Raw genomic sequence first — 20,586 nt, 5'->3', positions numbered from 1 at the left:
GAGCGGGCTTGCTCGCGAAAGCGTTATGTCAGACAGCACAAACAAAAACGGCCTCCACTAAGGGAGGCCGTTCTCAATGCAGCTAAGCAGTTGAATGCTTACTTGCGGTCTTCCAGCTTGGTAATGTCACGCGACTCGTAGCCGGTGTACAGCTGGCGCGGGCGGCCAATCTTGTACGGGCTGGAGAGCATTTCTTTCCAGTGGGAGATCCAGCCCACGGTCCGCGCCAGGGCGAAGATCACGGTGAACATGCTGGTTGGAATGCCGATCGCCTTGAGGATGATCCCCGAGTAGAAGTCGACGTTCGGGTACAGCGAGCGTTCGATGAAGTACGGGTCGGTCAGGGCGATCTCTTCCAGGCGCATGGCCAGTTCGAGTTGCGGATCGTTGTTGATCCCCAGTTCCTTCAATACTTCGTCGCAGGTCTGCTTCATTACGGTGGCGCGCGGGTCGCGGTTCTTGTAGACCCGGTGACCGAAGCCCATCAACTTGAACGGATCGTTCTTGTCCTTGGCCTTGGCAATGAACTTGTCGATGTTGGACACATCGCCGATTTCATCGAGCATGGTCAACACGGCTTCGTTCGCACCGCCGTGGGCAGGGCCCCACAGTGCGGCGATACCCGCGGCGATACAGGCGAACGGATTGGCACCCGAGGAGCCCGCCAGGCGCACGGTGGAAGTCGAGGCGTTCTGTTCGTGGTCGGCATGGAGGATGAAGATCCGGTCCATTGCCTTGGCCAGCACCGGGCTGATCGGTTTGATCTCGCACGGGGTGTTGAACATCATGTGCAGGAAGTTTTCCGCGTACGTCAGGTCGTTGCGCGGGTACATCATGGGTTGGCCCATGGAGTACTTGTAAACCATTGCGGCCAGGGTCGGCATCTTGGCAACCAGGCGGATCGCGGAGATTTCGCGATGCTGCGGGTTATTGATGTCCAGGGAGTCGTGATAGAAGGCCGACAGGGCGCCGACTACGCCGCACATGACGGCCATCGGGTGGGCGTCGCGACGGAAGCCGTTGAAGAAGGTCTTCAACTGCTCGTGAACCATGGTGTGGTTCTTCACGGTGCTGACAAACTGGGCTTTTTGCTCGGCTGTTGGCAATTCGCCATTTAGCAGCAGGTAGCAGGTTTCCAGGTAGTCCGATTTCTCGGCCAGTTGTTCGATCGGGTAGCCACGATGTAGCAGAATGCCATTGTCGCCGTCGATATAGGTAATCTTCGACTCGCAAGAAGCGGTCGACATGAAGCCTGGGTCGAAAGTGAAACGGCCCGTGGCCGTCAGGCCCCGTACGTCGATAACATCGGGACCAACGGTGCCGGTTAAAATGGGCAGCTCGACGGGGGCTGCGCCCTCGATGATCAACTGCGCTTTTTTGTCAGCCATGTGGCCTCCTATTTATGCTTCAAATCATCAGACAGACCCCCCACGCAGGGCCCGCACCACTATATTGATATAAATCCAGATGTCAATTTGCCTAAAGTCTTGCCCCAGAAGGCTTTAACCGTACTTTTTCCTCGAAATTGCCTGCCGTTTACGCCTTTTATCCCGTCAGCGCAATCAGCTATTAGGGTGAGGAGCGCGCGTTGTCATTAGTAGCCTAACTGTCTATACTCGGCCACCGACCGCCAAGGGCTTTTGGGCTTGCTTTCATTGGGGGTCGCACTCCCTGGGTGGTGCTTACCTGACCAGTGCACTCCCCAACAACTTTGCCCTGATTGTTAGGGGCTCTTCAGTGTGAAAAAAAGCCGTGAATAGCCAACGACCTGTAAACCTAGACCTAAGGACCATCAAACTCCCCATCACCGGCGTTACGTCGTTCCTGCACCGTGTTTCCGGCATCATCCTGTTCCTGGGCTTGGGCATCATGCTTTATGCATTGAGCAAATCCCTGGGTTCCGAGGAAGGATACGCCGAGGTGAAGGCATGCTTGACCAGCCCGCTGGCCAAGTTCGTAGCATGGGGCCTCCTGTCCGCTCTGCTGTATCACCTGGTAGCCGGTGTGCGCCACTTGATCATGGATATGGGCATCGGTGAGACGCTGGAAGGCGGCCGCCTGGGCTCGAAAATCATCGTCGCCATTTCCGTGGTGCTGATCGTTCTGGCAGGAGTTTGGATATGGTAACCAGCGTTACGAACCTTTCGCGTTCGGGCCTCTATGACTGGATGGCGCAGCGTGTGTCTGCGGTCGTTCTCGCGGCTTATTTCATTTTCCTGATCGGGTACCTCGTTGCAAACCCTGGCATTGGCTACGCCCAATGGCACGGTCTGTTCTCCCATAACGGGATGCGTATCTTCAGTCTGCTCGCCCTTGTGGCCCTGGGCGCTCACGCCTGGGTCGGCATGTGGACCATCGCGACCGACTACCTGACGCCGATGGCGCTGGGCAAGTCCGCGACTGCAGTACGTTTCCTTTTCCAGGCAGTATGCGGCGTCGCGATGTTCGCTTACTTCGTCTGGGGTGTGCAGATTCTCTGGGGTATCTGATTCATGGCTAACATTCCAACGATTTCTTTTGACGCCATCATTATTGGTGGCGGCGGCGCCGGCATGCGTGCTGCACTGCAGCTGGCCCAGGGCGGTCACAAGACGGCCGTGATCACCAAGGTGTTCCCGACCCGTTCCCATACCGTATCGGCCCAGGGTGGCATCACCTGCGCCATCGCGTCTGCCGATCCGAACGATGACTGGCGCTGGCACATGTACGATACCGTCAAGGGTTCCGACTATATCGGTGACCAGGACGCTATCGAGTACATGTGTCAGGAAGGCCCGGCCGCGGTGTTCGAGCTGGACCACATGGGTCTGCCGTTCTCCCGTACAGAGCAAGGTCGTATCTACCAGCGTCCATTCGGTGGCCAGTCCAAGGATTACGGTAAAGGCGGCCAGGCTGCCCGTACCTGCGCAGCTTCCGACCGTACCGGTCACGCACTGTTGCACACCCTTTATCAGGGCAACCTGAAAGCCGGCACCACGTTCCTGAACGAGTACTACGCAGTTGACCTGGTGAAAAACCAGGACGGCGCATTCGTCGGCGTGATCGCTATCTGCATCGAAACCGGTGAAACCACCTACATCCGCGCCAAGGCTACCGTTCTGGCGACTGGCGGTGCAGGTCGTATCTACGCATCGACCACCAATGCCCTGATCAACACCGGCGACGGCGTTGGCATGGCCCTGCGTGCAGGCGTTCCGGTACAAGACATCGAAATGTGGCAGTTCCACCCAACCGGCATCGCCGGCGCCGGTGTACTGGTTACAGAAGGGTGCCGTGGTGAAGGCGGTTACCTGATCAACAAGCACGGCGAGCGTTTCATGGAGCGTTATGCTCCGAACGCCAAGGACCTTGCCGGTCGTGACGTGGTTGCCCGTTCGATGGTTAAAGAAATCATCGCCGGCAACGGTTGCGGTCCGAACGGCGACCACGTGATGTTGAAGCTCGATCACCTGGGCGAAGAAGTGCTGCACAGCCGCCTGCCAGGTATCTGCGAACTGTCCAAGACTTTCGCGCACGTTGACCCGGTTGTTGCTCCGGTTCCGGTTGTTCCAACTTGCCACTACATGATGGGCGGCGTGCCGACCAACATTCATGGCCAGGCGATCACCCAGAACGCCGAAGGCGTGGACGAGATCATTCATGGTCTGTTCGCTGTGGGCGAAGTGGCTTGCGTATCGGTTCACGGTGCCAACCGCCTGGGCGGTAACTCGCTGCTCGACCTGGTGGTCTTCGGCCGCGCTGCCGGCCTGCACCTGGAAAAGGCGCTGACCGACGGCATCGAATACGATGACGCCACCGACGCCAACATTGAAGCTGCCCTGGCGCGTCTGAACGCTCTGAACGAGCGCACTGATGGCGAAGACGTGGCAACCCTGCGTCGCGAGCTGCAAAGCTGCATGCAGAACTACTTCGGTGTATTCCGTACTGGCGAATACATGCAGAAGGGTATTACCCAGCTGGCCGACCTGCGCAAGCGGATTGCCAACGTCAAGATCAACGATAAGAGCCAGGCGTTCAACACCGCTCGTATCGAAGCCCTTGAGCTGCAAAACCTGCTGGAAGTGGCTGAAGCGACTGCGATCGCCGCCGAGGTTCGTAAAGAATCCCGTGGTGCCCACGCTCGTGAAGACTTTGAAGATCGCGATGACGAAAACTGGTTGTGCCACACCCTGTACTTCCCGGGTGACAAGCGCGTAACCAAGCGTGCCGTGAACTTCTCGCCGAAGACGGTTCCGACGTTTGAACCGAAGATTCGGACTTACTAAGGGTGGCTGCCATGTTGAAAGTCAGTGTTTATCGCTACAACCCTGATCAGGACGCTGCGCCGTTCATGCAGGAATTTGAGGTCGATACCGGTGGTAAAGACCTGATGGTGCTGGATGTGCTGGCCCTGATCAAAGAGCAGGACGAAGGTTTCTCCTATCGTCGCTCTTGCCGTGAAGGCGTCTGCGGTTCCGACGGCATGAACATCAACGGCAAAAACGGCCTGGCGTGTGTTACGCCGCTGTCTGCCGTGGTCAAGAAAGGCAAGCTCGTTGTCCGTCCATTGCCAGGTTTGCCGGTTATCCGTGACCTGGTCGTCGATATGAGCATCTTCTACAAGCAATACGAGAAGGTTAAGCCATTCCTGCAGAACGACACGCCGGCTCCGGCCATCGAGCGTCTGCAGTCCCCGGAAGAGCGCGAGAAGCTCGACGGTCTGTACGAGTGCATCCTGTGCGCTTGCTGCTCGACCTCTTGCCCGTCCTTCTGGTGGAACCCGGACAAGTTCCTGGGTCCAGCTGCACTGCTGCAAGCCTATCGCTTCCTGGCAGACAGCCGTGACACCAAGACGTCCGAGCGTCTGGCTTCACTGGATGACCCGTTCAGCGTATTCCGCTGCCGCGGGATCATGAACTGCGTCAACGTATGTCCCAAAGGCCTGAACCCGACTAAGGCCATTGGTCACATCCGTAATATGCTGCTGCAAAGCGGCGTGTAAGACGTTGTAGCAAAAGCAGGACCGTTGTGCCCGTAAATGCTACGGCGCAGGCTTCAACCGGCGCCGTAGTTTTAACTTGAGCAGCGACTTACAAAGCCGCAGCTCTTATTTTGAAGAAATGAGACAAGCAGGGGCATTCGGGTTGGTACCCGAACTATCAGCGTGATCCTAAGTGGCTTGTTTTGGTCGCTGCACTTGGCCTTTTGCAAGCAAACTCGGTGTTTTCGCCGGTGGTGTCCCCAAATCGAGGGTGACCAAGCATGCAAGAAAGCGTGATGCAGCGCATGTGGAACAGCGGCTATCTTTCAGGTGGTAACGCTGCCTATGTGGAAGAGCTTTATGAGCTCTACCTGCACGACCCTAACGCTGTGCCAGAAGAATGGCGCACCAAATTTCAGACGTTGTCTTCAGACGGCAACGCTGCCACCGATGTATCGCATGCAACAATTCGCGATCAATTTGTGCTGCTGGCAAAGAACCAGCGCCGCGCCCAACCGGTTTCCGCCGGGAGCGTGAGCAGTGAGCACGAGAAGAAGCAAGTTGAAGTACTGCGACTGATCCAGGCCTACCGTATGCGTGGCCACCAGGCAGCCCAGCTTGACCCGCTGGGGCTGTGGCAGCGTCCTGCACCTGCAGACCTGTCGATCAATCACTATGGCTTGACCAATGCCGATCTTGATACGATTTTCCGTGCCGGCGACCTGTTCATCGGCAAAGAGGAAGCGAGCCTACGCGAAATTCACGAAGCGTTGCAGCAGACATATTGCCGCACCATCGGCGCTGAATTTACGCATATCACCGATTCCGAGCAGCGTCACTGGTTCCAGCATCGCCTGGAAGGCGTGCGTGGCCGTCCGGTGCTGTCCGCCGATGTGCGTGGCCACCTGCTTGAGCGCGTAACCGCTGCCGAAGGCCTGGAAAAATACCTGGGCACCAAATACCCGGGCACCAAGCGTTTCGGCCTGGAAGGCGGCGAAAGCCTGATTCCGATGCTCGACGAACTGATCCAGCGTTCCGGTTCCTACGGTACCAAGGAAATCGTTATCGGCATGGCTCACCGTGGTCGCCTGAACGTGTTGGTCAACACCTTCGGCAAGAACCCACGCGAGCTGTTCGACGAGTTCGAAGGCAAGAAGAAGGTCGAGCTGGGTTCCGGTGACGTCAAGTACCACCAGGGCTTCTCGTCCAACGTGATGACCACCGGCGGTGAAGTTCACCTGGCCATGGCGTTCAACCCATCCCACCTGGAAATCGTTTCTCCAGTGGTCGAGGGTTCGGTACGTGCTCGCCAGGATCGTCGCAACGATTCCACCGGTGAGAAGGTCCTGCCGATTTCCATCCACGGTGACGCGGCATTCGCCGGTCAAGGCGTGGTCCTGGAAACGTTCCAGATGTCGCAGACCCGCGGCTTCAAGACCGGCGGTACGGTTCACATCGTCATCAACAACCAGGTTGGCTTCACTATCAGCAACCCGCTGGACGCGCGCTCTACCGAGTACGCGACCGACGTTGCCAAGATGATCCAGGCGCCGATCCTCCATGTGAATGGCGATGATCCGGAAGCCGTATTGTTCGTGACCCAACTGGCCATTGACTACCGCATGCAGTTCAAGCGTGACGTGGTCATCGACCTGGTTTGCTACCGCCGTCGCGGTCACAACGAAGCGGATGAGCCTAGCGGCACCCAACCGTTGATGTACCAGCAGATCACCAAGCAGCGCACCACCCGTGAGCTGTACGCCGAAAGCCTGACCAAGGCCGGCGTGCTGGATGAAGCGCGTGTTCAGGCGAAAATCGATGAATACCGCAACGCGCTGGACAACGGTCTGCATGTAGTAAAAAGCCTGGTCAAAGAGCCGAACAAAGAGCTGTTCGTGGACTGGCGCCCGTACCTGGGCCACGCCTGGACTGCACGTCACGACACTTCGTTCGATCTGAAGACCCTGCAGGAACTGTCCGCCAAGCTGCTGGAAATTCCGGAAGGCTTCGTAGTACAGCGCCAGGTTGCGAAGATCTACGAAGACCGTCAGAAGATGCAAGCCGGCGGCCTGCCGATCAACTGGGGTTATGCCGAAACCATGGCATACGCGACCCTGGCGTTCGAAGGTCACCCGATCCGCATGACCGGCCAGGACATCGGCCGTGGTACGTTCTCGCACCGTCACGCGGTATTGCACAACCAGAAAGACGCGGGCACCTACATCCCGTTGCAGCACCTGTATGAAGGCCAGCCACGTTTCGACCTGTACGATTCGTTCCTGTCCGAAGAAGCCGTGCTGGCGTTCGAATACGGTTACTCGACCACCACGCCAAACGCGCTGGTGATCTGGGAAGCCCAGTTCGGCGACTTCGCCAACGGTGCCCAGGTGGTTATCGACCAGTTCATCACCAGCGGCGAGCACAAGTGGGGCCGTCTGTGCGGTCTGACCATGTTGCTGCCACACGGTTATGAAGGTCAGGGTCCGGAGCACTCCTCGGCCCGTCTGGAGCGTTACCTGCAATTGTGCGCCGAGCACAATATCCAGGTGTGCGTGCCGACTACCCCGGCCCAGATCTACCACTTGCTGCGTCGTCAGGTGATCCGCCCGCTGCGCAAGCCGTTGGTAGTGCTGACTCCGAAATCGCTGTTGCGTCACAAATTGGCCATCTCGACCCTGGAAGATCTGGCCGATGGTTCGTTCCAGACCGTTATTCCGGAAATCGACACCCTGGACGCGGCCAAGGTCACTCGCCTGATCCTGTGCAGCGGCAAGGTTTACTACGACTTGCTGGAAAAACGTCGTGCCGAAGGCCGCGAAGACATCGCCATCGTGCGTATCGAGCAGCTTTACCCGTTCCCGGAAGACGACCTGATGGAGGCCATCGCGCCTTACACCAACCTCACCAATGTGGTGTGGTGTCAGGAAGAACCGATGAACCAGGGCGCGTGGTACAGCAGCCAGCATCACCTGCGTCGCAGCATCGGCAACCACAACAAGGCCCTGGGCCTGGAGTACGCCGGTCGTGATGCTTCTGCTGCACCTGCTTGTGGTTATGCATCGATGCACGCCGAGCAGCAGGAAAAACTGCTGCAAGATGCTTTCACTGTTTAACGCCTTCGCGCTGACTGAAACCGAATTTTAAGGACCCACAGATAATGGCTATCGAAATCAAAGCCCCGTCATTCCCGGAATCGGTTGCCGATGGCACCGTTGCCACCTGGCACAAGAAACCAGGCGAGGCCGTCAAGCGTGACGACCTGATCGTCGACATCGAGACTGACAAGGTCGTCCTGGAAGTGTTGGCCGAAGCCGACGGCGTCCTGGGTGCCATCGTTGCCGAAGAGGGCGCAACCGTCCTGTCCAACCAGGTCCTGGGCTCGATCGAAGCGGGCAGCGCTGCTGCCGCTGCTCCAGCCGCCGCTGCTCCGGCTGCCGCACCTGCTGCTGCCGCTCCGGCCGCTGGTGGTGAAGATCCAATCGCTGCACCGGCTGCGCGTCAGCTGGCTGAAGAAAACGGCATCAACCTGGCTTCCATCAAAGGCACCGGCAAAGACGGCCGTGTGACCAAGGAAGACGTGGTTGCCGCGGTTGAAGCCAAGAAAAACGCTCCAGCTGCCGCACCTGCCAAGGCTGCTGCCCCGGCTGCCGCTGCTCCTGTGTTCGCCGCTGGCGACCGCACCGAGAAGCGCGTACCGATGACCCGCGTTCGTGCCACCGTGGCCAAGCGCCTGGTTGAAGCACAGTCGAACATGGCGATGCTGACCACTTTCAACGAAGTCGACATGACTGAAGTCATGGCCCTGCGTTCGAAGTACAAGGACCTGTTCGAGAAGTCCCACAATGGCGTGCGCCTGGGCTTCATGTCGTTCTTCGTGAAAGCGGCCACCGAAGCACTCAAGCGCTTCCCGGCAGTCAACGCTTCCATCGACGGCAGCGACATCGTTTACCACGGCTATGCGGACGTCGGCGTTGCCGTCTCCAGCGACCGTGGCCTGGTGGTACCGGTCCTGCGTAACGCCGAGCTGATGAGCCTGGCTGAAATCGAAGGCGGCATCGCTGGCTTCGGCAAGAAAGCCCGTGACGGCAAGCTGACCATCGACGAGATGACCGGCGGTACCTTCACGATCACCAACGGTGGTACTTTCGGTTCGATGATGTCGACCCCGATCGTCAACCCGCCGCAAGCCGCGATCCTGGGCATGCACAACATCATCCAGCGTCCTATGGCCATCAATGGCCAAGTCGTGATTCGTCCGATGATGTACCTGGCACTGTCCTACGATCACCGCCTGATCGATGGTAAAGAAGCCGTGACTTTCCTGGTGACCATCAAGAACCTGCTGGAAGATCCAGCTCGTCTGCTGCTGGATATCTGATAAAGCGGCCGTGAGCCGCAAGTTTCAAGCTGCAGACAATTGCAGCCTGGCTTGTGGCTCGGGCTTGAAGCTTTTTTGCTAAAGAGGATTTTTTTTCATGTCGCAGAAATTTGACGTTGTAGTGATTGGTGCGGGCCCTGGCGGCTACGTTGCCGCCATCAAGGCCGCTCAACTGGGCCTCTCGACTGCTTGCATCGAAAAATACACTGACAAGGAAGGCAAACTGGCGCTGGGCGGTACTTGCCTGAACGTAGGTTGCATTCCTTCCAAGGCGCTGCTGGACAGCTCCTGGAAATTCCACGAAGCCCAGGACGGTTTTGCCATCCACGGCATCAACCACGCTGGCGTGACCATGGACGTGCCAGCAATGGTCGGCCGCAAGGCCAACATCGTCAAAGGCCTGACCTCTGGCGTTGCTACCCTGTTCAAGGCCAATGGCGTCACTTCCCTGCAAGGTCACGGCAAACTGCTGGCCGGCAAGAAAGTTGAAATCACCAAGCCAGACGGTTCGACCGAAATCATCGAAGCCGAAAACGTGATCCTGGCTCCAGGTTCGCGTCCGATCGATATTCCACCGGCTCCAGTTGACCAGAACGTGATCGTTGATTCGACCGGCGCCCTGGAATTCCAATCGGTACCAAAACGCCTGGGTGTGATCGGCGCTGGCGTTATCGGCCTGGAACTGGGTTCGGTCTGGTCCCGCCTGGGTTCCGAAGTGACCGTGCTGGAAGCCCTGGACACGTTCCTGCTGGCTGCCGACACCGCAGTGTCCAAAGAAGCGCTGAAAACCCTGACCAAACAGGGTCTGGACATCAAGCTGGGCGCTCGCGTGACCGGTTCGAAAGTCAACGGCGAAGAAGTTGTCGTGACCTACACCGACAAGGATGGCGAACAGACCATCACTTTCGACAAGCTGATCGTTGCCGTTGGTCGCCGTCCAGTGACCACTGATCTGCTGGCTTCCGACAGCGGCGTGACCATCGACGAGCGTGGTTTTGTGCATGTCGACGATCACTGCGCTACCACCGTTCCTGGTGTCTATGCCATTGGTGACGTGGTTCGCGGCATGATGCTGGCACACAAGGCATCCGAAGAAGGCATCATGGTGGTTGAGCGCATCAAGGGTCACAAGACCCAGATGAACTACGACCTGATCCCTTCGGTTATCTACACCCACCCGGAAATTGCATGGGTTGGTAAGAACGAACAGCAGTTGAAAGCTGAAGGCGTTGAAGTTAACGTCGGCACCTTCCCGTTTGCCGCTTCTGGCCGTGCCATGGCAGCGAACGACACTGGCGGTTTTGTCAAAGTCATCGCTGATGCCAAGACTGACCGCGTATTGGGCGTCCACGTGATTGGCCCAAGCGCTGCAGAACTGGTTCAGCAGGGCGCTATCGGTATGGAATTCGGCACCAGTGCCGAAGACCTGGGCATGATGGTCTTCTCCCATCCGACCCTGTCCGAAGCGTTGCACGAAGCAGCGTTGGCTGTGAATGGCGGCGCCATCCACATCGCCAACCGCAAGAAGCGCTAAGCGAGATAATAAGAAACCACGGCGGAGTTGCCCGTCGTGAGCCTTGCGCGCAAGACTCACCGCGGAATATCCGCTGGACGCAGTCTTGTGCAGCTTGACCGGGCTTAAGTTCGGCAAGTTGTGCGAGCAGCAGTCACAGGTGGCGCGGCACTCATAATGAGCGCAGCGCCGAATGCGCAGTACCTAACGAAGACGGTAAAAAGCATGAATCTTCACGAGTATCAGGGTAAGCAGCTGTTCGCTGAATACGGCCTGCCAGTTTCCAAGGGCTACGCAGTAGACACCCCGGAAGCAGCAGCAGAAGCTTGCGACAAAATCGGCGGCACCGAGTGGGTTGTCAAAGCCCAGGTCCACGCTGGTGGTCGCGGTAAAGCGGGCGGCGTTAAGCTGGTTCGCAGCAAAGAAGACGCCAAGGCCTTCGCACAGCAGTGGCTGGGCAAGCGTCTGGTGACTTACCAGACTGACGCCAATGGCCAGCCAGTCACCAAGATCCTGGTTGAATCGTGCACTGATATCGCTAAAGAGCTGTACCTGGGCGCTGTCGTTGACCGTTCTAGCCGTCGCATCGTGTTCATGGCTTCCACCGAAGGTGGCGTGGACATCGAGAAGATCGCTCACGAAACCCCAGAAAAAATTCTCAAGGCCACTATCGATCCACTGGTTGGCGCTCAGCCATTCCAGGGTCGCGAGCTGGCTTTCCAGCTGGGTCTGGAAGGCAAGCAAGTTGCCCAGTTCGCCAAGATCTTCGTAGGTCTGGCCAAACTGTTCCAGGATCACGATCTGGCCCTGCTGGAAGTGAACCCGCTGGTGATCAAGGCTGACGGCGATCTGCATTGCCTCGACGCCAAGATCAACATCGACGCCAACGCCATGTACCGTCAGCCTAAGCTGAAGACTTTCCACGATCCGTCGCAAGACGATCCGCGCGAAGCGCACGCTGCCAAGTTCGAACTGAACTACGTAGCCCTGGAAGGTAACATCGGTTGCATGGTCAACGGTGCTGGCCTGGCCATGGGTACCATGGACATCGTCAACCTGCATGGCGGCAAGCCAGCCAACTTCCTCGACGTGGGCGGTGGTGCTACCAAAGAACGCGTTACCGAAGCGTTCAAGATCATCCTGTCCGACTCCAACGTCGCTGCAGTGCTGGTCAACATCTTCGGCGGCATCGTTCGTTGCGACATGATTGCCGAGGGCATCATTGGTGCAGTGAAAGAAGTCGGCGTGAAAATCCCGGTTGTTGTACGCCTTGAAGGTAACAACGCTGAACTGGGCGCTAAAGTACTGGCAGAAAGCGGTTTGAACATCATCGCTGCTACCAGCCTGACCGACGCTGCTCAACAAGTTGTCAAAGCTGCGGAGGGCAAATAATGAGCGTCCTGATCAATAAAGACACCAAAGTTATCTGCCAGGGTATTACCGGTTCGCAAGGTAGCTTCCACACCGAGCAAGCCATCGAATACGGCACCAAGATGGTTGGCGGCGTAACTCCAGGCAAAGGCGGCACCGAGCACCTGGGTCTGCCAGTGTTCAACACCGTGAAAGAGGCTGTTGCTCAAACTGGCGCTACCGCCAGCGTGATCTACGTTCCAGCTCCTTTCTGCAAGGACTCCATCCTGGAAGCGGCATTCGGCGGCATCAAGCTGATCGTGTGCATCACCGAAGGCATTCCTACCCTGGACATGCTGGACGCTAAAGTTAAGTGCGACGAGCTGGGTGTTACCCTGATCGGCCCTAACTGCCCAGGCGTGATCACCCCAGGCGAATGCAAGATCGGCATCATGCCAGGTCACATTCACTTGCCAGGCAAAGTCGGTATCGTTTCCCGTTCCGGCACCCTGACCTACGAAGCTGTGAAGCAGACCACTGACGCCGGTTTCGGTCAGTCGACTTGCGTCGGCATCGGCGGTGACCCGATCCCAGGCTCGAACTTCATCGACATCCTGAAACTGTTCCAGGAAGACCCGAAGACCGAAGCGATCGTCATGATCGGTGAGATCGGCGGTTCGGCTGAAGAAGAAGCGGCTGCCTACATCAAGGCACACGTGACCAAGCCGGTTGTTTCCTACATCGCTGGTGTGACTGCCCCTGCGGGCAAGCGCATGGGCCATGCTGGCGCAATCATCTCTGGCGGCAAGGGCACTGCAGACGAGAAGTTTGCTGCCCTGGAAGACGCAGGCGTGAAAACCGTGCGTTCGCTGGCAGACATCGGCAAGGCTTTGTCCGAGCTGACAGGTTGGGCGATCAAGTAAGCCTCGCGCTTAGCTGACGCTTCACCACACAAAGGCCACCTTCGGGTGGCCTTTGTGCATTCTGGGGATGACGCGGTCCATTGTGGGAGCTGGCTTGCCTGCGATTGCATCACCTCGGCTTGCCTGTATTACCGCGCCGTCTGCATCGCAGGCGAGCCAGCTCCCACAGTGGACTGCATTGTTAAGTTAAGTATGAAAACGCGACATCAAAGTGTCGCTTATCGGACAGTGCGCCCCGCAACAGTGCGTTTGTCAGGCAAATTCTGTACGCTAGCCGCCTCTTTATGTGCCCGCATCCCAAAAGGAAGCCGCGTGCTAGACCGGCCGGTCCCCATAAGGGCCGGTAGCATTTCCCTCATCCATAGGGAATCCCTCTCTAAATTCCGATTCAGTAGTGTGGTATTTCCTCAAATGAAAGTGTTGAAAAGCCAGGACATCCTGGCGTTGGGCTTTATGACTTTTGCCCTGTTCGTGGGCGCCGGCAACATCATCTTCCCGCCTATCGTCGGTTTGCAGTCCGGGCCTCATGTCTGGATGGCAGCACTGGGCTTCCTGATCACTGCGGTCGGCCTGCCGGTCGTCACGGTCATCGCCCTGGCCAAGGTCGGCGGTGGCATGGACGCATTGAGCAGCCCCATCGGCAAGGTCGCCGGTGGCATCCTGGCTGCAGCGTGCTACCTGGCTGTCGGCCCGCTGTTCGCCACGCCACGTACTGCAACGGTCTCGTTCGAAGTAGGCCTGGCGCCATTGACCGGTGAAAGCCCGCTGGCCCTGTTCCTCTACAGCTCGGTGTACTTCCTGCTGGTGTTCTTCATCTCCCTGTACCCAGGGCGCCTGTTGGATACCGTCGGCCGTTTCCTCGCGCCATTGAAGATCATTGCGCTGGCGGTACTGGGTATCGCGGCCTTTGCCCTGCCGGCAGGTGATATCGGCGTTGCTACGCCTGAGTACGTCGCCGCACCGTTTTCCCAAGGCTTCATCAATGGCTACCTGACCATGGATACCCTGGGCGCGCTGGTGTTTGGCATCGTCATCGTCAATGCCATTCGCTCCCGTGGCGTCGAGTCTCCACAGTTGATCACCCGCTACGCAATCATTGCCGGGCTGATTGCCGGCGTGGGCCTGGCGCTGGTGTACATCAGCCTGTTCCGCCTCGGTTCGGGCAGCCATGAAGTGGCCGCCGGCGCAGCCAACGGCGCGGCGGTATTGCACGCTTATGTGCAACACACCTTCGGCTCCCTGGGCAGCGGTTTCCTCGCCGTGCTGATCTCCCTGGCGTGCCTGGTCACGGCGGTGGGCCTGACCTGTGCCTGCGCCGAGTACTTCAGCCGGGTACTGCCACTGTCCTACAAGACCCTGGTAGTGATCCTGGCGGCGTTCTCGCTGTTGGTCTCCAACCTGGGCCTGACCAAGCTGATCGCGTTCTCGATCCCGGTCCTGACCGCCATCTACCCGCCGTGCATCGTCCTGGTGGCCCTGAGCTTCTGCAAGGACTTCTGGCATGAGCATGGCCGCATCCTTGGCCCGGTGATGCTGGTGTCGTTCATCTTCGGTACCATCGACGCGCTCAAGGGCGCCGGCCTGGCCGGTTGGATGCCTGCGCAAATGGCTAACCTGCCATTGAGCGAACAAGGCCTGGCCTGGCTGGTACCTTGTGTGATTACCCTGGTGGCCGCATTCGGGGTTGACCGTATGCTGGGCAAACGCAGCGAAGCCATCGCCTAAAGCGCCCCGTTACACGCTGACATCGAAATGCCCCGTATCAATCGATCCGGGGCATTTTTTATGGGCGATGGGCAGTGTCTTTTTTTGTGGGCTAACGTCGAACGGGTACGCAATTCTAAAGCTCAAGCGCGGTTGGTGTAGGAGCCGGCTTCCCAGCGATAGCGGTATATCGGTCGGCCTGATACTGACTGAAAGGACGCCATCGCCGGCAAGCCAGCGCCCACATTGACCGAGTTAGCCAGCCCTATTGTTCAGAGGACCCGCATGTCGTTCGTCGAAGCCAACCTGATTCACTTGCTTGCCGCGCTATGGTTTGTCATCTGCTGGGGCGGCTATACCCGCTACGCCAGTTGGAAAGCCCGGGACACTGCTTGTCTTGCCAGTGTGTTGCACCTGTATCGCGAGGACTGGATGCGCCGCATGCTCCTGCGGGACAACCGCATCGCCGACGCCAGTGTGATCGGTAACCTGGAGCGCAACGCCTCGTTCTTCGCCTCCAGTACCCTGATCATCCTCGCCGGTATCCTCACCGTGCTGGGGGCTTCGGAGCGCGCGGTATCGCTGCTGGCGGACATTCCCATGGTGCAACAGGCATCCCAGGGCATGTCGGAGATCAAGCTGCTGTGCCTGGCCCTGGTGTTTGTCTATGCCTTCTTTACTTTCAGTTGGTGCATGCGCCAGTACAACTTCGCGGCGATCCTGATTGGCTCGGCGCCGATGGTCGGTGAGCGTCACGTCTCCGAGCAGGAACGCAAGGCGTTTGCCTCGCGGGCGGCGCGGGTGATCTCGATGGCTGCCAACCAGTTCAACTTCGGTCTGCGTTCCTATTACTTCGGCATGACCATGCTTGCCTGGTTTGTCAGCCCCTGGCTGTTCATGCTGATGAGCAGCGGGGTGGTGCTGGTACTGTACCGGCGCGAATTTCATTCTGACGTTCTGGAGGTGATGGTCTATACCCCTACAGAGGCACCGATGCCTGAAGCGCCCAAGGAGGCAATATCGTGAGTATTCCGTTCTGGTGTGTATTTATCAGCGCACTGCTGATTTTCGTGGCGCGCATGCCGGTGGGCAAGGCCATGAAAGAGCAGGGGGGTTATGACAACCACCTTCCACGCCACCAACAGGCGCAGTTGACCGGCTTCGGCGCGCGGGCAGTGGCTGCGCATCAAAACAGTTTTGAAGCTTTTATCTTGTTTGCGGTGGGAGTCTTGATGGCTCATACCACCCAGACCCAGGGCTACCTGATTGACTGGCTGGCGATCATCTTTGTGATTGCGCGGGTAATCTATCTGGCCTGCTATTGGGCCGACTTGGCCTGGCAACGCAGCCTGGTGTGGTTGGTGGGGTTGCTGTGCTCACTATTGTTGATGGTTAGTCCTACATTTCGCACTTTGCTGATCTGATAAAAGTCCCGCACAAAGTAAAGCCCGCTATGTAAGCGGGCTTTCTTTTGCAACATGGTATTTAAACCGCGGTATCAGGAACCGGTTGCAGGTGTAGCTGGAGCAGCTTCTTTAGCGGCGGCTGCGTCAGATTCAGCTTGGGCTTTGGCGGCTTCGGCGTTTTCTTTTGCAGCGTCGTTCACTTTATCCTGAGCTTCGCTCATTTTTTCTTGAGCTTGTTCAGCATGCTGGTTGGCATCCTGAGCTTTGTCCTCGGATTTTTTATCGCAGGCAGCGAGGCCAAGGGCGGCAGCCAACATCAAGGAAACAGCGAAAGTCTTGCGCATGGGGTGTTTCTCCTTATTGAAGATATCTACTGGCCTTTCGAGCATGGGGTGCCTGCATTAGTTCCTTTAATCCCACAGATATATAAGACGTTTCGCCAAGGAACTTTCTTCCGGGGTATTTCTTTCGCCGGATCACTACTAATAAGAGTCTTTATCCAATGACCGATAGCCCCCTTTTAGAGCGTGCCGCACGGTTTGTCTCGGCCCTGCGTCACTGTCAGGTGCTGGGCATCGAGGTGCATGATGCAAACGCCGAGGGCATGACCCTGCGCTTGCCCTACAGCCCGCAGATCGTCGGCGATCCACAAACCGGGATCATCCATGGCGGCGCCTTGACCTCGCTGATGGACACCGCTTGTGGCATGGCAACCCTGTGCGTGTTGCCGGAGTTCGAGGTCTGCCCGACTCTGGATCTGCGCATTGACTACATGCACCCGGCCGAACCCCACAAGACGGTGTTCGGCTTTGCCCAATGTTATCGAGTGACCAGTGACGTGATTTTTACCCGTGGTTTTGCCTACCAGGACGACCCCCAGCAGCCGATTGCCCATGTGGTGGGTACGTTCATGCGTATGGGCAAACGGTTGAAGGGTACCAAGGGATTGGGCAGCAGCATCAAGGGAGAACAGGCATGACCCATCAATTCAAGACCCGGATGCAGCAGGCCCACCAACGCGGCGACTATAAGGCGTTGCTTGAGCTGATTCCCTACGCCCGACTGATCGGCGTCGAGTGCACGCGCCTGGGGGATGAGTTGTTGTTCCGCATGCCGGCCAACAAGGACAATATTGGTAACCCGATATTGCCAGCTATCCATGGTGGCGTGATCGCAGGCTTTATGGAGTTGTCGGCGGCCTTTCATCTCTGGGTGGCCACGGAGGCCCCGGGGGTTGAAAAAGGCCTGCCCAAGATCGTCGATTTTTCCCTGGATTACCTGCGGGCCGGGCAGTTTCGCGACACTTACGCCACCTGCCAGGTATGGCGTCAGGGACGGCGTGTGGCCAATGTGGCAATCACCGCCTGGCAAAGCACCCCGGCCGAGCCTATCGCCACCGCTCGTGCGCATTTCAAGATTCAGGAGCAGGGCCACCCTTGAAATCCTGGTCTTAGCCCCCAACTTTGATGACAACCCGCCGCCAACCCTCTCGGGCGCGGCCACTGCCATCCAATTGGAGTTTGATGACCATGAGTGTGGAAACTCAAAAGGAAACCCTGGGCTTCCAGACCGAGGTGAAGCAGCTGCTGCACCTCATGATCCATTCGCTGTATTCCAACAAGGAAATCTTCCTTCGCGAATTGATCTCGAACGCCTCTGACGCTGTCGACAAATTACGTTTCGAAGCCCTGTCCAAGCCTGAGTTGCTGGAAGGTGGCGCGGAACTGAAAATCCGTGTGAGCTTCGACAAGGACGCCAAGACCGTCACCCTCGAAGACAACGGTATCGGCATGAGCCGTGAAGACGCGATTACCCACTTGGGTACCATCGCCAAATCCGGCACCGCCGATTTCATGAAGAACCTCTCGGGCGACCAGAAGAAAGATTCGCACCTGATCGGCCAGTTCGGCGTGGGCTTCTATTCGGCCTTTATCGTCGCCGACAAAGTTGAAGTATTCAGCCGTCGCGCCGGTCTTGATGCCAGCGAAGGCGTGCACTGGTCCTCCAAAGGCGAGGGCGAATTCGAAATCGCCACCGTTGATAAGGCTGACCGCGGTACCCGCATCGTGCTGCACCTCAAGGCCGGTGAAGACGAATTCGCCGATGGCTGGCGCCTGCGCAACATCATCAAGAAGTACTCCGACCATATCGCGCTGCCCATCGAATTGCCGAAAGAACAAGCGGCTGTCGAAGGCGAGGAGACCCCAGCCCAGGAATGGGAAGTGGTCAACCGCGCCAGCGCCCTGTGGACCCGTCCGCGCACTGAAGTGAAGGACGAGGAATACCAGGAGTTCTACAAGCACATCGCCCATGACTACGAAAACCCGCTGAGCTGGAGCCACAACAAGGTTGAAGGCAAGCTGGAATACAGCTCGCTGCTGTACGTCCCGGCCCGTGCTCCGTTCGACCTGTACCAGCGCGAAGCGCCCAAGGGCCTGAAGCTGTACGTACAGCGCGTATTCGTGATGGATCAGGCGGAGTCCTTCCTGCCGCTGTACCTGCGCTTTATCAAGGGCGTGGTGGACTCCAACGATCTGTCGCTGAACGTGTCGCGGGAAATCCTGCAGAAAGACCCGATCATCGACTCCATGAAGTCGGCGTTGACCAAGCGTGTGCTGGACATGCTGGAAAAGCTGGCGAAGAACGAGCCTGAGCAATACAAAGGCTTCTGGAAAAACTTCGGCCAGGTCATGAAAGAAGGCCCCGCGGAAGATTTTGCCAACAAGGAAAAAATCGCCGGCCTGCTGCGTTTTGCCTCGACTCAAGGTGAAGACGGCGAGCAGGTTGTGTCCCTGGCCGAGTACCTGGCGCGCGCCAAGGAAGGTCAGGACAAGATCTACTACCTGACTGGCGAAACCTACGCCCAGGTCAAGAACAGCCCGCACCTGGAAGTCTTCCGCAAGAAAGGCATCGAAGTGCTGCTGCTGACCGACCGCATCGACGAGTGGCTGATGAGCTATCTCAGCGAGTTCGACGGCAAATCCTTTGTCGACGTGGCCCGTGGTGACCTGGACCTGGGTAACCTGGATTCGGAAGAGGACAAAAAAGCCGCTGAAGAAGTGGCCAAGTCCAAAGAAGGCCTGGTTGAACGCATCAAGACCGCCCTGGGCGATGCTGTCAGCGAAGTGCGGGTTTCCCACCGTCTGACCGACTCCCCGGCGATCCTGGCCATCGGCGAGCAGGACCTGGGCATGCAGATGCGCCAGATCCTCGAAGCCAGCGGGCAGAAAGTGCCGGATTCCAAGCCGATCTTCGAATTCAACCCGGCTCACCCGCTGATCGAGAAACTCGACGGCGAGCAGAGTGAAGAGCGCTTTGGCGACCTGTCGCACATCCTCTTCGACCAGGCGGCCCTGGCTGCAGGGGACAGCTTGAAAGACCCGGCCGCTTATGTGCGCCGACTGAACAAGCTGTTGGTTGAACTGTCGGTTTAACAACGCTGCAAGAAAACCCCGCTTCGGCGGGGTTTTTCGTTATGGCTCTGCTGTAGGTGCGAGCTTGTCTCCTACAGGGAACCGCGTTAATCCATTCTCACTGGAGTAAATGATGAGCCAAGTCACCGTGCGTTCCGTGGTCTATCAGATTGATGGCCAGCCTTATGAAAGCCGCCTGGCCTTCGACGCCAGCCACAAGGGCCCGCTGCCGGGTCTGTTGATGGCGCCGAACTGGATGGGCGTCAGCGCCGGCGCCGAAGAGATCGCCAAGGCCGTAGCCGCCAAGGGCTATGTGGTGTTGATCGCCGATCTGTATGGGCAGCAGGTGCGCCCGTCCAATGGCGAGGAGGCCGGGGCGGCGATGATGCCGTTGAAAAATGACCGTGGGCTGCTGAACACGCGCATGCAGGCGGCCTTTAAGCAACTGCAAGGCCAGGTCGAAGCCGCTGTCGATACCTCGAAGCTGGCGACCTTTGGCTTCTGCTTTGGCGGTTGCTGCGCTTTGGAGTTGGCGCGTACCGGTGCGGCGTTGAAGGCTGCGGTGTCGTTCCATGGCACCCTGGATACGCCAAACCCGGCGGACGCGAAGAATATCAAGGGGGCAGTGCTGGTGTTGCATGGTGCTAGCGATCCGTTGGTGCCCAGGGAGCAACTGCCTGCATTTGAAGATGAGATGAACGCGGCCGGTGTCGATTGGCAATTGCTCAGCTACGGCGGCGCGGTGCATTCGTTCACCGATCCCCATGCCAATGTGCCGGGCAAGATGATGTACGACGCCAAGACGGCTGGTCGGGCGTTCCAGGCGATGCATAATTTGTTGGATGAAGTGTTCGGGGGCTGAGTCTTCAGCGCCTGTCAGGGCCTTATCGCGGGCAAGCCCGCTCCCACATGTTGATTTGTGAACACCATAAGTGTGGG

At 58.1% G+C, this 20,586-nt stretch carries 18 protein-coding genes; 16 read left to right on the top strand and 2 right to left on the bottom strand.

Annotated features, from left to right (window positions below; translation table 11 throughout):
* Positions 1 to 98: 98 nt before the first annotated feature.
* Complete coding sequence (gene gltA / locus BHC62_RS14870; protein WP_003222994.1) at positions 99 to 1,388, bottom strand: citrate synthase; 1,290 nt, start codon at positions 1,386 to 1,388, stop codon at positions 99 to 101.
* A gap of 364 nt (positions 1,389 to 1,752) precedes the next feature.
* On the opposite strand from gltA, the gene sdhC reads away from it, so the two are divergent.
* The 12 genes from sdhC to BHC62_RS14810 all read left to right on the top strand — a co-directional run bounded on the left by sdhC (position 1,753) and on the right by BHC62_RS14810 (position 16,252).
* Positions 1,753 to 2,127, top strand: coding sequence for a succinate dehydrogenase, cytochrome b556 subunit (gene sdhC, locus BHC62_RS14865; protein ID WP_070995406.1), 375 nt, complete (start codon positions 1,753 to 1,755; stop codon positions 2,125 to 2,127).
* The gene (sdhD, locus tag BHC62_RS14860) at positions 2,121 to 2,489 is read left to right on the top strand and encodes a succinate dehydrogenase, hydrophobic membrane anchor protein (RefSeq protein WP_029292670.1); all 369 of its coding nucleotides are present in this window, start codon (positions 2,121 to 2,123) and stop codon (positions 2,487 to 2,489) included. Before sdhC ends, sdhD begins: the two co-directional genes overlap by 7 nt.
* Before the next feature lie 3 nt (positions 2,490 to 2,492).
* Positions 2,493 to 4,265 (top strand): succinate dehydrogenase flavoprotein subunit, encoded by a 1,773-nt coding sequence (gene sdhA / locus BHC62_RS14855; RefSeq protein ID WP_029292672.1) that lies wholly within the window; start codon positions 2,493 to 2,495, stop codon positions 4,263 to 4,265.
* A gap of 11 nt (positions 4,266 to 4,276) precedes the next feature.
* The gene (locus tag BHC62_RS14850; protein WP_029292674.1) at positions 4,277 to 4,981 is read left to right on the top strand and encodes a succinate dehydrogenase iron-sulfur subunit; all 705 of its coding nucleotides are present in this window, start codon (positions 4,277 to 4,279) and stop codon (positions 4,979 to 4,981) included.
* 260 nt (positions 4,982 to 5,241) lie between these two features.
* On the top strand, positions 5,242 to 8,073 hold the full coding sequence (locus BHC62_RS14845) for a 2-oxoglutarate dehydrogenase E1 component (protein ID WP_070995405.1): 2,832 nt from the start codon (positions 5,242 to 5,244) through the stop codon (positions 8,071 to 8,073).
* A 44-nt stretch (positions 8,074 to 8,117) separates the two neighbouring features.
* A complete protein-coding gene (gene odhB / locus BHC62_RS14840) occupies positions 8,118 to 9,338 on the top strand; it encodes a 2-oxoglutarate dehydrogenase complex dihydrolipoyllysine-residue succinyltransferase (protein ID WP_070995404.1) in 1,221 nt (406 codons plus the stop codon).
* A 97-nt stretch (positions 9,339 to 9,435) separates the two neighbouring features.
* Complete coding sequence (lpdA, locus tag BHC62_RS14835) at positions 9,436 to 10,872, top strand: dihydrolipoyl dehydrogenase (RefSeq protein WP_029292680.1); 1,437 nt, start codon at positions 9,436 to 9,438, stop codon at positions 10,870 to 10,872.
* Positions 10,873 to 11,076: 204 nt separating this feature from the next.
* Positions 11,077 to 12,243 carry an ADP-forming succinate--CoA ligase subunit beta gene (gene sucC / locus BHC62_RS14830; RefSeq protein WP_003233235.1) on the top strand — a complete coding sequence of 389 codons (1,167 nt, stop codon included), beginning with the start codon at positions 11,077 to 11,079 and terminating at the stop codon, positions 12,241 to 12,243.
* On the top strand, positions 12,243 to 13,124 hold the full coding sequence (sucD, locus tag BHC62_RS14825; RefSeq protein WP_070995403.1) for a succinate--CoA ligase subunit alpha: 882 nt from the start codon (positions 12,243 to 12,245) through the stop codon (positions 13,122 to 13,124). Before sucC ends, sucD begins: the two co-directional genes overlap by 1 nt.
* 411 nt (positions 13,125 to 13,535) lie before the next feature.
* On the top strand, positions 13,536 to 14,849 hold the full coding sequence (gene brnQ, locus BHC62_RS14820) for a branched-chain amino acid transport system II carrier protein (protein ID WP_029292687.1): 1,314 nt from the start codon (positions 13,536 to 13,538) through the stop codon (positions 14,847 to 14,849).
* Positions 14,850 to 15,113: 264 nt separating this feature from the next.
* A complete protein-coding gene (locus BHC62_RS14815) occupies positions 15,114 to 15,854 on the top strand; it encodes a DUF599 domain-containing protein (RefSeq protein WP_029292689.1) in 741 nt (246 codons plus the stop codon).
* A complete protein-coding gene (locus BHC62_RS14810) occupies positions 15,851 to 16,252 on the top strand; it encodes an MAPEG family protein (protein ID WP_029292690.1) in 402 nt (133 codons plus the stop codon). The genes BHC62_RS14815 and BHC62_RS14810 overlap by 4 nt, the downstream gene beginning before the upstream one ends.
* Positions 16,253 to 16,326: 74 nt before the next feature.
* Here the strand turns inward: BHC62_RS14810 and BHC62_RS14805 are convergent, their stop codons facing one another.
* Positions 16,327 to 16,578, bottom strand: a complete 252-nt coding sequence (locus tag BHC62_RS14805; RefSeq protein WP_029292691.1) for a hypothetical protein — start codon at positions 16,576 to 16,578, stop codon at positions 16,327 to 16,329.
* 158 nt (positions 16,579 to 16,736) lie between these two features.
* On the opposite strand from BHC62_RS14805, the gene BHC62_RS14800 reads away from it, so the two are divergent.
* The 4 genes from BHC62_RS14800 (at position 16,737) to BHC62_RS14785 (ending at position 20,509) form a co-directional block, all read left to right on the top strand.
* The gene (locus tag BHC62_RS14800; RefSeq protein ID WP_070995402.1) at positions 16,737 to 17,213 is read left to right on the top strand and encodes a PaaI family thioesterase; all 477 of its coding nucleotides are present in this window, start codon (positions 16,737 to 16,739) and stop codon (positions 17,211 to 17,213) included.
* Positions 17,210 to 17,674: a PaaI family thioesterase gene (locus tag BHC62_RS14795; protein WP_029292693.1), complete on the top strand. Its 465-nt coding sequence runs from the start codon at positions 17,210 to 17,212 to the stop codon at positions 17,672 to 17,674. Before BHC62_RS14800 ends, BHC62_RS14795 begins: the two co-directional genes overlap by 4 nt.
* 89 nt (positions 17,675 to 17,763) lie before the next feature.
* On the top strand, positions 17,764 to 19,668 hold the full coding sequence (htpG, locus tag BHC62_RS14790; RefSeq protein WP_029292695.1) for a molecular chaperone HtpG: 1,905 nt from the start codon (positions 17,764 to 17,766) through the stop codon (positions 19,666 to 19,668).
* A 112-nt stretch (positions 19,669 to 19,780) separates the two neighbouring features.
* Positions 19,781 to 20,509 (top strand): dienelactone hydrolase family protein, encoded by a 729-nt coding sequence (locus BHC62_RS14785; RefSeq protein WP_070995401.1) that lies wholly within the window; start codon positions 19,781 to 19,783, stop codon positions 20,507 to 20,509.
* Positions 20,510 to 20,586 lie beyond the last annotated feature (77 nt).

This window comes from Pseudomonas sp. 06C 126 (assembly GCF_001855215.1).
In the GTDB taxonomy this organism is placed as follows: Bacteria; Pseudomonadota; Gammaproteobacteria; order Pseudomonadales; family Pseudomonadaceae; genus Aquipseudomonas; species Aquipseudomonas proteolytica.
The sequence above is the reverse complement of the archived record's forward strand: the minus strand, read 5'-3'. Positions and strand labels throughout refer to the sequence as shown.